This is a genomic window from Pseudomonas sp. 1 (genome assembly GCF_056626735.1).
On sequence record NZ_JBWXMQ010000001.1, the window covers coordinates 13,780 to 27,751 of the forward strand.

10 protein-coding genes are annotated in these 13,972 nt (G+C 59.0%); 4 read left to right on the plus strand and 6 right to left on the minus strand.

Features of this window, described 5'->3' with window-relative positions; translation table 11 throughout:
* Position 1: 1 nt before the first annotated feature.
* Positions 2-487, minus strand: coding sequence for a hypothetical protein (locus AC1MDC_RS00070; protein WP_085702066.1), 486 nt, complete (start codon positions 485-487; stop codon positions 2-4).
* A gap of 357 nt (positions 488-844) precedes the next feature.
* Between AC1MDC_RS00070 and AC1MDC_RS00075 the strand changes: the two genes are divergently transcribed.
* The gene (locus AC1MDC_RS00075; protein ID WP_266200258.1) at positions 845-2,524 is read left to right on the plus strand and encodes an HAD family hydrolase; all 1,680 of its coding nucleotides are present in this window, start codon (positions 845-847) and stop codon (positions 2,522-2,524) included.
* 43 nt (positions 2,525-2,567) lie between these two features.
* Here AC1MDC_RS00075 and AC1MDC_RS00080 read toward each other — a convergent pair whose 3' ends face one another.
* On the minus strand, positions 2,568-4,850 hold the full coding sequence (locus AC1MDC_RS00080; RefSeq protein ID WP_480392202.1) for a heavy metal translocating P-type ATPase: 2,283 nt from the start codon (positions 4,848-4,850) through the stop codon (positions 2,568-2,570).
* A 170-nt stretch (positions 4,851-5,020) separates the two neighbouring features.
* On the opposite strand from AC1MDC_RS00080, the gene AC1MDC_RS00085 reads away from it, so the two are divergent.
* The 3 genes from AC1MDC_RS00085 to AC1MDC_RS00095 all read left to right on the plus strand — a co-directional run bounded on the left by AC1MDC_RS00085 (position 5,021) and on the right by AC1MDC_RS00095 (position 7,857).
* Entirely contained in the window at positions 5,021-5,668 is a 648-nt protein-coding gene (locus AC1MDC_RS00085; RefSeq protein WP_085696450.1) for a BON domain-containing protein, read from the plus strand.
* Between the two features lie 247 nt (positions 5,669-5,915).
* On the plus strand, positions 5,916-6,395 hold the full coding sequence (locus AC1MDC_RS00090) for a GNAT family N-acetyltransferase (RefSeq protein WP_085696127.1): 480 nt from the start codon (positions 5,916-5,918) through the stop codon (positions 6,393-6,395).
* A gap of 94 nt (positions 6,396-6,489) precedes the next feature.
* Positions 6,490-7,857, plus strand: coding sequence for an erythromycin esterase family protein (locus AC1MDC_RS00095; RefSeq protein ID WP_480392203.1), 1,368 nt, complete (start codon positions 6,490-6,492; stop codon positions 7,855-7,857).
* Between the two features lie 89 nt (positions 7,858-7,946).
* Here AC1MDC_RS00095 and AC1MDC_RS00100 read toward each other — a convergent pair whose 3' ends face one another.
* The 4 genes from AC1MDC_RS00100 to mgtA form a co-directional block, all read right to left on the minus strand.
* Positions 7,947-8,600, minus strand: coding sequence for a dienelactone hydrolase family protein (locus tag AC1MDC_RS00100; RefSeq protein ID WP_480392204.1), 654 nt, complete (start codon positions 8,598-8,600; stop codon positions 7,947-7,949).
* The gene (locus AC1MDC_RS00105) at positions 8,593-9,297 is read right to left on the minus strand and encodes a phosphoribosyltransferase (protein ID WP_085696124.1); all 705 of its coding nucleotides are present in this window, start codon (positions 9,295-9,297) and stop codon (positions 8,593-8,595) included. Before AC1MDC_RS00105 ends, AC1MDC_RS00100 begins: the two co-directional genes overlap by 8 nt.
* A 56-nt stretch (positions 9,298-9,353) precedes the next feature.
* Positions 9,354-10,244: a universal stress protein gene (locus AC1MDC_RS00110; RefSeq protein WP_480392205.1), complete on the minus strand. Its 891-nt coding sequence runs from the start codon at positions 10,242-10,244 to the stop codon at positions 9,354-9,356.
* Positions 10,245-10,370: 126 nt separating this feature from the next.
* Positions 10,371-13,943: a magnesium-translocating P-type ATPase gene (gene mgtA, locus AC1MDC_RS00115; RefSeq protein ID WP_480392206.1), complete on the minus strand. Its 3,573-nt coding sequence runs from the start codon at positions 13,941-13,943 to the stop codon at positions 10,371-10,373.
* Positions 13,944-13,972: the final 29 nt, after the last annotated feature.

Consider the following 13,972-nt stretch of genomic DNA (forward strand, 5'->3'; position numbering starts at 1 on the left):
ATCAAGCGTCACCCTCGGCGAACACGCCCACAACGGGCAAGCGCCCGGTCCATTCAGCATCATGCTTCCACAGAGCATTGATGCAGGCTTCCGCATCTTGCTCTGTTACAGGCTCAAGTGACTGCGGAGCCAGTAAGTGGCTGTCGACCAAGGCAAGTCGCACAACTCCGTTTTTTTTGAGCAGCGCTTTTGCCTGACATTCGCACAAGGATCGCGATAAAACTTCGAGGGGAGGCTCTACTTCGGCCTGTTCGAACTCTACTTCAAAACGCGCGGTACAAACGTTCACCAGCTCCCTCAACGTATGGGCAGCAAAGTGATACGCAGTGAAGTATCCAACCGGCAACAGCAGCAAGATTATCAACAGGTGGGTTGCGTCACGTATCCAATGCCTTTTGCCCGGTCGGCGCAGATTTCCAGCTGTTGCTCCCCTGCTCCGCCGCCAGCCTTGCACCGCGTGAATCCCCATTGGTTTGTTGGTGTTCATGACACGGCGCCAATCTCCGCATGTGACCAGAGCATGGAACCGATGACAGGCTGCCTATTGATTTAGATCAACCTGGCTGCCTGCAGCTTACTCATGTTCAGTAATCTGCAGGCTTAAGCACTTCGGGTTATTAATAACAAAAGAAACATGTGCTTTTGATCAATCAAAGCAACGCTGTTGAACAACTGTGGTTGCACGCGAATGAGGCCCGACGTCAATCAGCAAACGCTCGACTTAAAATTGATAAAAATCAATGTTGGCCCCAATAAGTTGCCTCTCAATACAGTCGAGGAGTCGGTCGATAGTCCGTTCCAATTGTCTTCCTTTGCACTCAATTGAGTCTGATGGGGATCGAGCATGCACTTCCTTGCCTTGGCAGTTGACTACGACGGGACCATTGCCGAAAACGGTAGCGTTCCTGCTCAAGTCTGCGCATCGCTCAGCGAAGTGAAAAAAAGCGGTCGCAAGTTATTGCTGATTTCAGGCCGGGAATTGCAAGCGCTTAAACATCATTTTCCGCATCTGGATCTTTTTGACAGGGTGGTTGCCGAAAATGGCGCGCTCTTGTACGACCCGAGTACCGATACCGAGGAGCTTATTGCAGATCCCGCTTCAACCGAGCTGGTGGGTCACCTGCGCGCCAAAGGGGTGTCACCGTTGTCGATCGGACAGTCGGTCATCGCTACTTGGCAGCCATTCGAAAATGAGGTGATCAGTAGCATTCACGAGTTGGGGCTTGAACTGCAGATAACCTTCAACAAGGACGCCATCATGATCCTGCCGCCTGGCGTGAACAAAGCGTCCGGTCTTGTTGCAGCGTTACGAGATTTAGGCATATGCGAATTGAACGTGGTCGGAGTGGGCGATGCGGAAAACGACCATTCCTTTCTGTCGATCTGCGGCTGTGCCGCAGCGGTCAGCAATGCCATAGCCTCCATAAAATCCAGCGCTGACCTGTGCCTGACGCGTGACCATGGTCAAGGAGTGTGCGAGCTGGTCGAAATGCTGCTGGAAAAAGATGCCGCGCTGGTTGGCGTCGAACGCATCGGGGTTCAGTTGGGGCAGTCCACCGATGGGCACCCGTTATGGCTGCCTCCAGAATCGGTGATGTTGGTAATTGGCAATTCCGGGGCCGGAAAATCCAGTTACATCACCTGGCTGACGGAAAGAATGGTCCAGGCTCATCAGGGATTCTGCATCATCGATCCAGAGGGCGACTACCTCACGCTGGAAGACGCGGTGACCATCGGCGGCCTCACTGCGCCCCCGACGACAGAAGATGCCGTGCACTATCTTTTGCAGGCGCAGCTCAATGTTGTGGTCAATGCCCTTGCCCTGGATCTCTCGGCGCGCGTGCAGTTGTTTGGCGACCTGCTGCCTTTTCTGCAGCATTTGCGCAGCACTTCAGGTCGCCCCTACTGGTTGATCGTCGACGAAGCGCATTACATGCTTCCCCACTGTTCAAGTTGGCCGCCCGGCTTTCTCAAGGACATCGGCGCAATCATCGTAGCCCTCGACTTCGACCAGGTCTGCCCGGAGCTACTTGATGGGGTCGACGTGCTGGTAACGCTTGGCAGCACTGCTCGGGAACTGGTCGAGCAATTCGCCAAACGCATGCAGCGACCTTCCCCTCGGTTTCCCGAGCGGACGCCAGGTCTGGAGCATGCCTGTCTCTGGAGCTTGCACGGAGACGACGAGGTATACCTGATCGAACAGATGCAGCCGCATCAAAAGCACCATCGCCACAGCGGCAAGTACGTTGCGGGAGACGTCGGTGCATGGCGATCATTCTATTTTCCTGCGCTTGGCCGGAGTGCCGCCAACCTGACTGAGTTTTTATCCTGTTTAACGCAAATTGAAGAACCCGCCCTTCGCGAGCATCTTGATGCCGGGGATTTCTCCAATTGGTTTCGCAAAGTGATCCGGGACGATGTGCTTGCCAATAAGACCCGCCTTATCGAAATGGACAAAAGCATGGTCCCCAAAAAGGCGATGGATCAGATCAGGCGCATCGTCCAATCGCGCTATCACCTCTGAATCGGCCGGAGTCAGACGCTCAGCCGGTATGCACAACGTTCGTTCAGCGTGAGTCAAGGAAACGGAACAGCTCCTCCTCTTGGTCAAAGTGCAGGCGCACCAGGGTATCGAGCCTGATCAATTGATGCTGAATTTCGTCGGCATCGGCCCTGGCCGGTTCGGCATTGAAATCACGACTCATGCGCGCCAGCAAATGGATCAGGCGGAAGATCTCTCGGTGGGCGTGACTCATGGCCGACATAGGGTCCTCGCCTGGCAACCGTTGCGTTAAAAGCGGGTAAAGCAGCTGTTCATCATCATGCTCGTGGTGCGCCAATGAGGTTTGTAACTTGTCGACCAGCTCGTGCAGTTCGGTTCGTGCCTGTACAACCGGGCGCCGGGCGAAGTCAGCGGCCAGGTGGTGCAGGTCACTCAGCACGCTGGACAGTTGCCGGTGTTCATCCTGCAGCCGATCAATGTGCTCTGCAGTCAGCATGCCCTTTCGACGCCCCCACAGTGGCCCCAATGCCCGCAACGCATTGAGGATAATCAGCACATCAATGCCCTCCTGCACCACAGCGCCGATGAGTGGCGCAAGAAAGCCGAGCGCCGCCGCGACCATGGCCAGCAACGATAGGCCCATGCCGGCCAGCACACCGACGACAGCGATATGACGGGTTCGCTGAGCGATGTCCAGGGCCTCGACCAGACGATCCAGGCGATCGACCAGCAGAACGACGCCTGCGGCTTGTGCCGAAGCGGTTGCACCGCTGGCCCCCATTGCCACACCAACGTTAGCCGCCGCCAATGCGGGCGCATCATTGATGCCGTCACCGACCATCAGCGTGGGGCTGCGCAAACAGCCCTCCTGCACAGCCCGCACCTTATCCTCGGGTGTCAAACCCGCGCGCAGCTCGTCGATTCCGGCAGACATTGCGATCATCTCGGCAGTTTCCGGGCGATCGCCGGTGAGCATGACGATTCTCTCGATCCCTTTGCAGCGTAACCGGCGCAGCGTTTGTGGAGTTTCGCGCCGAACAGTGTCAGCGAGGACCAAAAGGCCCGCCAGTTTTCCATCCACTTCGATAAAGCTTCCGCTACAGGCCAGATAATCCATGTGGCGAAGCATGGCGACAGCCCAATCGGTTTCGTAAGCGTCCTGATGAGCAAAAGACAGTGTGCCCAATCGCACCTGCTTACCGTCGATGCGCCCGCAAAGCCCCTCGCCCGGACTCTCCTGCACCTCGGTTGGCAGGCTGAGGGACACCCTGCGCTGTTGCGCTGCCTCGACAATGGCCTGAGAGATGGGATGCGTCGAAGCCTGTGCGAGCGAGGCCGCCAGGCCAAGCAATTGCTGCGGATCGGCCAGTCCATTGACTTCGATCGACTGCAGGCGCGCGTGTCCACTGGTCAGCGTGCCGGTTTTGTCGAAAAACACTTGTTTGATCCCGGCCAGCGCTTCCAGGGTGGCGCCATCCTTGATCAATATTCCGCGCCGCGCGGCTCGGGATATACCCGACATGATCGAAATGGGCACTGCCAGAATCAGAGGACAAGGCGTGGCCACCACCAGCACCGCCAACGCTCGCAAGGGGTCGCCGCTCAGATGCCACGCCAGCGCCGCCACCAACAAAGTCAACGGGATAAAAAACAGTGCATAGCGGTCAGCCAGGCGCACAAAAGGCGCGCGTGAACGGCGCGCCGCTTCGGCCAGCCGCACGATGGCAGCGTAGGTGCTTTGCGCAACCGTTCGCGTAGCGACCAGCAGAATGGGGGCGCCAACGTTGGAGACTCCGCTGGGCAACTGCTCACCTTCTCTTCGGGTCACGGGCAAGGATTCACCGCTGAGTGCCGACTCGTCCAGAATCGCTGTCGGGCTGAGCAAGCGACCATCGACCGGTACAACCTCTCCTAGCCGTACCAGCAATGTCTGATCTGGCTGAATCTGTTCAACGGGAATCTGGCGTAAGCCCCCCTTCTCCTGCAACCAGGCAAAACGCGGTGCCCGATCGATAAGCGCACGCAGTTCACGCTCGGCTCGTTGACGGGTAAAGAATTCCAGCGTGCGACCGGTCGCCAGCATCAGAGCGATCACTGCTGCGACCAAAGCCTGCTCGAAAAACAGGGCGGCGCTGATCGACAACAGTGCGATCAAATCCACTCCTGCCTCACGTCGGGCCAATCGCCCGGCAATCTCGACGAGCAGAACCAATGCCATCGTCAGGCTGCCTGCGGCCCAGCAATACGATGCCCAATCATTCTCTTGCGCACGATGTGCAACGACACCAGCCAGCAACGCCAGCGTTGTAAGCAGCAAAAGCATGGGGTCCAGCCATTTACTGAACATTGCTCTTCACGCCTCTGAACCGAATGTAGCCCCGCCTGTTACCGGAGCTCTGCACCCGGGAGTTGTGGTCTTTTTGATTTAGCTCAAAGTCTTTCTATCGCTCCAGCGTAGAAAAAAGACATGGGCTTTGCCGGCCCATGCATTTCAGTCACCTGGAAGAGGACAAGATCATGAGCGACATCACCCTGCGCAATACCATTTTGGATGAGCTTGACTTTCAACCCGACATCGATGCCGCCCACATTGGCGTCAGCGTGGAAAATGGCATCGTCACACTGTCCGGCCACGTGAAAAGCTACGCTCAAAAAATCAGCGCCGAGCGCGCGGTCAAGGCGATCAAAGGAGTACGTGCCGTGGCTGAAGAAATACAGGTTCGCCTGGATAAGGGTGCAGGTACGGACGATGACACCATCGCAAACCGTGCCGTCAATATCATCTCGTGGCGTTCCGACACACCCGCCGGCGACATCAAGGTCGTCGTGCAAAAAGGCTGGGTAACCCTGGAAGGCCAGGTGGACTGGCAGTATCAGAAAGAAGTCGCTGAAAGTGCGGTGCGCAAATTGTCAGGCGTTGTCGGGGTGGATAACCGAATCACCCTGCGCCCGAGAGTGAAGGTCGTCGATATCCAACAAAGTATCGAAGAAGCCCTCAAGCGCAATGCCGAAGTTGATGCCAAGGGCATACGGATCAAGGTCGATGGCAGTGTTGTAAAACTCGAAGGCAAAGTGCATTTCTGGCGTGAGCGTGAAATCGCCGAACGAGCAGCGTGGTCGGTGCCGGGCGTCAGCAAAGTGGAAGACCAGCTATTGATAGCCTGAATCACGGCCCCGGAAATTCCCTGAATATCCGGGGCTGTCCATGCTACGCCGCCTCCATCGGGGAATCGTGTGTGATCACGACATGCTGATGCTGCCGGGCAACATGAATGAGGAAATTGGCATCTACGTGGGCCTGCTTTTTGAGTCCATATGCAGATCAAGTCCGGTGACGGCCAACAGCGCAAGAAAGAACTTGAGCGTTTGGGATTTCTTCGCGTCAAGTGACCGCCCGATGGAGGGCTGAACGGTGAACGCCCCTGAAAATTCCTGGATTGATATTCTCAGCAACGGCCGCCCGGTGTTGATCAGATATGTCACGCAAGCAGATCAAGTTCGTGAATACGCTCTGGTCCGGCATTCGGCGCCTGAGTCCCGGCATGCGCTTTTACTCAGGCAGCAGCACGCCCCCCACCAGACCCAAGCCTGCATCGCGCTGGCTCACGAGAATGGCCGCTTGATCGAAATCGGCGCCAGTCGCTATGCCGCGACGGGCAAATACCAGTGCGAATGCGCCGTGACCATCGCATCTGGCTGGAAACGCCTCGGTCTGGGAACGTTATTGCTGGAATACTTGATCGACGCTGCCCGCGCCAATGGCGTCCACCACTTGTACTCAGTCAGCACCTCCAGCAACGCGCCCTTTCGTGAGTTGGCCAGATGTCTGGGTTTTGAAACCCACGACGATCCTTTCGACCCCCATAAGGTCATTCATCGCCTGTACCTGTAACGCCTGTGCAAAGTTTCAAGCCGACGCATCAACTTCTGGTATGACCCGAGCGCCTTGCCGCCACCAGTTGCTCGCCATTCGGAGGACGACACTCATGAACTCTCATACGCACACATTGCTAGACAAATTAATCGGCCAGCGACACTTCCATGACACATCGCACATACCGCCAGTGTTGCGTCAATACGCCGAGCCGCTACCAGACCTGGACTCCCCCGCTTTCGGGGACCTGTTTGATCGCTACGCTGACGCGAGGGTGGTGATGATTGGCGAAGCAAGCCATGGGACCGCCGATTTCTATCGAGCCCGGGCAGTCATCACCCAAAGCCTGATCGAGCGACACGGTTTTAATATCGTCGCAGTGGAAGCCGACTGGCCGGACGCCGGCCACGTAGATCAGTATGTCCGAGGTCTGGCGCACACGGCGTGGACGCGCCACATTTTCAGCCGTTTCCCCACCTGGATGTGGCGAAACGGCGAAGTAAAAGCCTTCGCCCACTGGCTGCATCAATTCAACCATCGGCAGAGCCCTCAACATCGCGTCGAGTTTCGCGGCCTGGATGTCTACAGCTTGCGCAACTCCATCCATGAGGTACTGAGTTATCTGGATCGGATTGACCCGAGATTGGCCCAAGAAGCGCGTCGGCGCTATGGGTGTCTGACCCCATGGCAGGATGATCCTTCTTTGTACGGTCATTTCGTCGAGCGTGGCGGCGTGATGCCCTGTGAGCAACCGGTGATCGAGCAGCTCAGTGCCATGCTGGCCGACCAACTGACGGGACTTATCCAAAACAACGAAGCATTCTTCAATGCGACGCAGAATGCCCGCGTAGTGATAGCGGCCGAGCAATATTACCGCGCGATCTATCGGGGTTCGGCAGCCTCCTGGAACCTGCGAGACCGACACATGTTCGATACGTTGCGCGCGGTACTGGAACATCGGGGGCCGCAGGCCAAGGCTGTGGTCTGGGCCCACAACTCCCATATTGGCAATGCCGCCGCCACGGAAATGGGCTGGAAGGGGCAGTTCAATATCGGCCAACTGTGCCGCAATGCCTTTGGACGTGATGTGGTCCTGATTGGTATGGCCACCGACCGTGGTCAGGTCGCAGCGGCCGATGACTGGGACGGCGAGATGTTGATCAAGGACATTCGCCCTTCTCGACCAGACAGCTGGGAACATCAATTTCTCAAGGCCGGGGTTGCAGCATCATTGACGGACTGGCGTGCTCCGCAGCAAAAGGAGCTTCGCAGCGCTCTGTCCGCGGTCTTGCTGGGACGCGCCATCGGGGTGATTTACCGTCCCCAGACTGAACGCTTCAGTCACTACTTCGAGTCGATGCTGGCGGAGCAATTCGATGCCATGATCTGGTTCGAGCAAACCAGGCCGGTCACCGCGCTGCCGCTGCCGAAAAACCAGCGACTGGAAGCAGAAGATGAAACCTATCCGTTTGGCGTGTGATGAACCTGAAACGATGTTCAGCGTTATGGTTGACGACTATCGCGAGCAATTGAGTGTTGGCAATCTGCTGCGACAGTAAGAACGACCCACTACGTCGTCCGCAGGTGCTGCTCAAACCAGTCGCCGGCGAGCCTGGCGACTTCTTCCAGCGTGCCAGGCTCTTCAAAAAGATGCGTGGCACCCTCCACGACTTCCAGCCGTTGCTCACACCGCAGGATTTGCGAGCTCCGGCGATTCAAGGCCAGTGTCATAGGGTCTTGTGCGCCAACAATCTGCAACGTTGGCGCCTTCACTCGGGCCAGGGCCGGCCCGGCCAGATCGGTTCGCCCACCCCGGCTGACCACTGCCCCTACCACCGACGTCCGCTCGGCGGCAGCCACCATTGCTGCCGCCGCACCGGTACTGGCGCCGAACAGACCCATGAGCAAAGAACACAACTCACGGTCCCGCCCGACCCAATCGATCACATCGATCAACCGCCTAGCCAGCAGGGAAATATCGAAGCGCAGGACCCCGCTAAGATTATCCAGGCGCTGCTCCGGTTCCGTCAGCAAGTCGAACAGCAGCGAGGCCAAGCCCCGAAGGGCTAATACATCGGCCACGTATTGATTGCGCGGGCTCAATCGACCACTCCCGCTGCCGTGTACGAAGATGACCAGGGCGCGCGCGTTCTCCGGCAAACGCAAATCGGCGGACAATTCAACGCCAGGCAGATCCAGGCATCTAAATTCAGCTTCAGGCATCGCGATGTTCCGTGCAGGAGACGCTCGGCAATTTTCGCTCCCAAGCGCGTTGCAAGAGATCGATGACTTCTTCGTCCGAGGTCTGGGGAAAATCCAGATACCAGTAGCCGATCGACATCATCCAGTCAGGAATGAGCGGACAGATCACTTCGTCCACTTGCATCGATAAATCCTCGACTGTTTCCCGAGGAGCAACCGGTACCGCAACGATGACGCGCTCCGGCGCCTGCATCTTTACCGCCTGGATCGCAGCCATCATCGAAGAACCTGTGGCAAGACCGTCGTCGATCAGGATGACCACCTGGCCCCTTACTTTCGGTGGCGGGCGGGTTCCCCGATACGCTTTTTCACGTCGCGACAGCTCCTGCGCTTCCCGGGCGACCACCGCCTCGAAACCGGCTCGATCGATCGGGTGCGCCCGCAGCGCATCCTCGTTGAGGATTTGTACACCGCCACTGGCTATGGCGCCCATGGCGTATTCGGGGTGCGAAGGGACGCCGAGCTTGCGTACCAGCATCAGGTCCAGCCGCACACGCAGGGCGGTGGCGACTTCATAGGCCACCGGGACACCGCCACGGGGCAAGGCCAGGATGATTACCTCAGGCCTGTCAGCGTATTTGAGCAAGGGTTCGACCAAGCGCCGACCGGCTTCGGCGCGGTTAGGCAAGGTCGTTTGCAGTGAGGGACTGTGGATCACGTTAACCTCCTGGGAAGTTGAAGAAGGAAGTTGAACAATGGCGATTCATGACAGCGCTAAACGGCCAGGATGCTGCACGTCACCTGGTACAGGACATGTTCGGTGGTGCTGCCCAACAGTTTGTCCATGCCGTGACGCTCGACTCTGCCCATCACAATCACGTCCATCTCTCGCTCATCGGCGAACGCTTGCAGCACGGCTACGGGATGCCCCTCGATGAAATGCCGCCGGTCAGCCGGCACGCCATACCGACCAGCCAGGTCGAGGAAGGATTTTTCATGGCCTTGGCGCAACTGACTGTAGAGATCCGGGAGGGTCAGGCCCCCGCCGCCCACATCACCCAGGAACAGCGCAGATGCGTCGCAGGCATACACCAGGTGCAACTCGGCCTGACACTGGATAGCCAGGCTGGACGCCTGCTGGATGATTCGCTCATTGAGCCCGTCCTCCTGTTCCAGGGTGTCGGCCACATCGACCGCTGCCACTACCTTGCGCGGCAAAGGATGATCACCTTCGCCAGGCAGGTACACCGGTACCGGACAATGACGCAACAGACGCCAGTCCAGTGGGGTAAAGAAACCGCGCTTGAGCGCGGGCTCGCGTTGCACCTGCTTGATCAACAGGTCGGGCTGCATTTCCGCGACATAATCGAGAATGTCTTGCTGCAGGTCATCGGCCCATTTCGCCTCCGCCGTCACCTCAAGCCCCCTGCTGCGCAGGTGACCGGTGTGGTATTCGAGCCAGTTGCGCTGGTCTTGCAGGTACTCTTCGCGTGCTTTTTCCCGATCGCCTTCTTCGAGTAGCGACAAGAGCTTCCAGGTTGGGATCAAGGCGGCGACGTGCAGGCTGGCACCACTGGCCTTGGCCAGCGCGGCGGCATGGTCCAGGGCTTTGGACTGGCGCAGGGCCGGGTTGATGATCAGCAATAATCGTTGATACTGGCTCATGATCGGACTCCACGAAACTTGCTTGTCGCTGCCCGCCACCCTGAACGAACCGCTTGCTGTCCGGTGACCAGGCACCTGTATGGATTTCAGAATCCACCGTGAAGGCGGCCTTGACGTTGATTTATGTCAAGTGCCTGTACGAGCAGGCGACTTGTGGTCAAGCGCACGCTTCGCGCCTTCGGCACACACCGTGTACAGCAGACTGATCGCCAGCACCGATGCCAGGATCGGTAACGGCAAAGGCGCCAATCCCAGCGAAGCGGCGATTGAGCTGTACGGCAGCCCGATCGCCAGCAGCCCGACCGCCAGGGCACTGACCATCAGTAGCGTTGCCGGGCGACTGCGATAGAACGGTTTGTAGGTACGCACAATGAAAATCGTCAGCAGCTGGGTCAGCAGCGACTCCACGAACCAGCCGCTGCGAAAAACCTCGGGTACCATCTGCGACAGCAGGTACAAAGCCACGAACGTCACGATGTCGAACAACGAGCTCACCAGCCCGAAGACCACCATGAAATTGCGGATCTGAATGATGTCCCAGCGATGCGGGGTACTTTGCCATTCCCGGTCAACGTTATCGCTGGCGATACCCATGGAGGGAATGTCCGACAGGAAGTTGTTAAGCAGGATCTGCTTGGCGAGCAGCGGCAGAAAGGGCAGCGCCAGCGACGCGAGGGCCATGCTGATCATGTTGCCGAAGTTGGCGCTGGAAACGATGGAAATGTACTTCAAGGTGTTGGCAAACGTGTGCCGCCCCTCTTCGATACCCTCGCGCAGCACGTCCAGGTCGTGCTCCAGCAACACAAAGTCGGCGGCCTGCTTGGCCACGTCGGCAGCGTTGTCCACGGAGATCCCGATGTCCGCCACTTGCAGCGCCGGGGCATCGTTGATTCCGTCCCCCATGTACCCCACCACATGACCGGTCTTCTGCAGGGCGCGGATGATGCGCTCCTTCTGATTGGGGTCGACTTCGGCGAACAGGGTCGTGCGCGCCGCCAGGTGCATCAGCGCCTCGTCCTTCATTACTGCCAGCTCGGCGCCGGTAATGATGCGCTCCACAGGCAGGCCGACTGCCGTGCCGACATGCCGCACCACCAGGTGATTGTCGCCGCTGATGATTTTCACCTGCACTCCGAGCCTGTCGAGGGTGGCGATGGTTTGCGTGACTCCCGGTTCCGGCGGATCAAAAAACAACAGGAAACCGCGAAAGCTCAAGTCTCGCTCATCCTCGCGGCCATAATGCATCTGCTCCGGCAGCTCACGCGTGGCAAGTCCCAGGACGCGGTAGCCCTGCTCGCTCCACTCGCCGAAGCGTTGCGCGATCAATGCCCGTTCAGCGGTGTCCAGTGCCACGCTCTGACCCCCATGCCGCACCTGCGTACAGACCTGCAACACGTTGTCCAACGCTCCCTTGGTAATCATCAAGCGGGGAGCCGGCGGCTTCTGGCTGACCACCACACTCAGGCGCTTGCGCACGAAGTCATAAGGGATTTCATCGATTTTCCGCACCCCGTCGCCCGTCCCCAGGTCTTTGCCCGCGAGGGTGATGGCATCGTCCATGGCGTTGCGCATGCCGGTCTGCAGGCTCGCGTTGAGCACTGCCAGTTGCAGAACGCTCGGTGCTGCGATGCCTTCGACATCCATCGCTGCGTCCAGAACCACAACCCCGCGGGTCAGGGTTCCAGTCTTGTCGGTACACAGAATGTCGATGGTCCCGAGATTTTCAATGGCATTGAGGTGACGCACGATCACCCCCTTGCCGGCCATGCGCTGCGCACCTTTGGCCAGGGTGATACTGAGGATCGCCGGCAACAGTTCCGGCGACAGTCCGATGGACAGGGCAATCGCAAACATGAGCGTGTCGAGGGGGGGACGATGCAGCAGGATGTTGATGCCGAACACGACGATGGTGATCACCAGCATTACGCGCAGCAGCAGGCCGCCAAAGTGCCGCAGGCCTCGCTCGAACTCCGTTTCCGGAGGGCGTAGCGCAAGAGTTCTGGCGATATGACCGATTTCACTGTCCTGGCCGTAGCGGGTCACCAGAACTTCGGCCGAACCGCTGCGCACCGACGTGCCCATGAACACACAATTGTGACGCTGCGCGAGGGTGGCTTCCGGGGCGCAATCCCCCGGTGTTTTCTCCACCGGGTAGGTTTCGCCGGTCAGCAGGCCCTCGCCGATGAAACAATCGAGTGCCTGCAGGATACGACCGTCGGCAGCGATCAGGCTGCCGGCGGTGAGCACCAGAATGTCCCCGGGCACCACATCGCTGGCGGCAACATCCAGCAAGTGGCCCTCTCGCCGCACGGTCGCTCGCAAGGCAATCTTGCTGCGCAACTGCTCAACCGCACGGCTGGCACGATTCTCGTACCAGGCACTGAGCACCGCGCTGATCAGCACAATGCAACCGACGATTGCCGCATCCAGCCAGTCCCCCACCCACACGGCAATACCGGCGCCGGCGATCAGAATCAATACCAACGGCGTACGCATCTGCTCCAGCACCAGCCTGCCCAGTCCCTTGGGTCGATCCTTGATTGGGGTGGGGGCTCGACGCCGTCGTGCCCTGGCTTGAGCGTGACTCAATCCCGCTGGCCCACTGTGCAAGCTAATGAACAATTGACTGACCGCCGGACTCCAGTAATCCGGGTTTGCCGCAAGGCCGTGCCCGTGAGCGGAGGAATGCCATTCCCGGTGCGCCAGCCAAAGGCCGGGAAGCATCGGCAACCAGAACGTCAGGCCGCGAAACAGCAAGGTTGCGGAAAGCGCCACCGCCACGTCGATACCGGCCCAGTGCATGGTGACGACGGCAGCCGCCTCGAACGCCCCAAGACCACCCGGCACAATGCCAATACTGCGCAAGACGCTGGCGAGCATGAACCCGGCAAACAGGCCCAAGGGCGGCGCCGAAACACCTAGCGAGCGCACCAGCACCCACAGGGTTGCACTGTCCAGAAGGATGATTGCCAGTTCCAGCAAGGTGATGCGCAACAGCAGAAGGCGGCTGCGCACCAGACGCCGGTCCGCGCCGGTCAGCAAGGCAAGGCTTCTGGCAACGATCGCCAACCGTTGGCCCGGCACATGGGTCATCAGTCGTGCATTGCCCGCCAGCCCCGGAGTGACAAGCGCCAGCAGCAGGCTGAATGCGACGAAGATCACGCAGGTGGTCAGCACGGCGGTGGTACCGTGCCCCTGAACAATGATGACCGGCAACGCCAGGCCCACCGACAAGGCATAGGCCAGAAAATACCCCGACAGGTCCAGTACCAGACACGCCAGCACCACCGGCCTGACAAAGCCCAGACGAACAAACGAGGCCACGACAGCGAACGCCCCGCTGATCCCGGAGGATGGCAGCGCCTGGTCGACAAACAGCTTCATCACGCTGAGCTTGCCCGCGACCCACAGGGACAGGTCCTGGCCCCCGGCCTTGAGCACTACGCGAAAGACCTGGCCCTGGGCGACGTATGTCAGGGCCTGCAGAACGAAAGCAACGATGAGCCATCGCGGCTGAGCCTGCGTCAGCAAGCGGCTGAAGGATTCGACATCGGTAAAATGCAGAGCAACCCCTACCACCGTCGCAAACATCGCGGCGCCCAGCAGCCAGGTCAGCCACAGGGCCGACCGGCTGTAATGCCGGCCACGTTCCAGTGCTGGCTGTCGGTCGATCTCTGAAACGGGTGGTTTTAACGACATGCCGTGCCCCTGCGCAAATGAAGGCACCC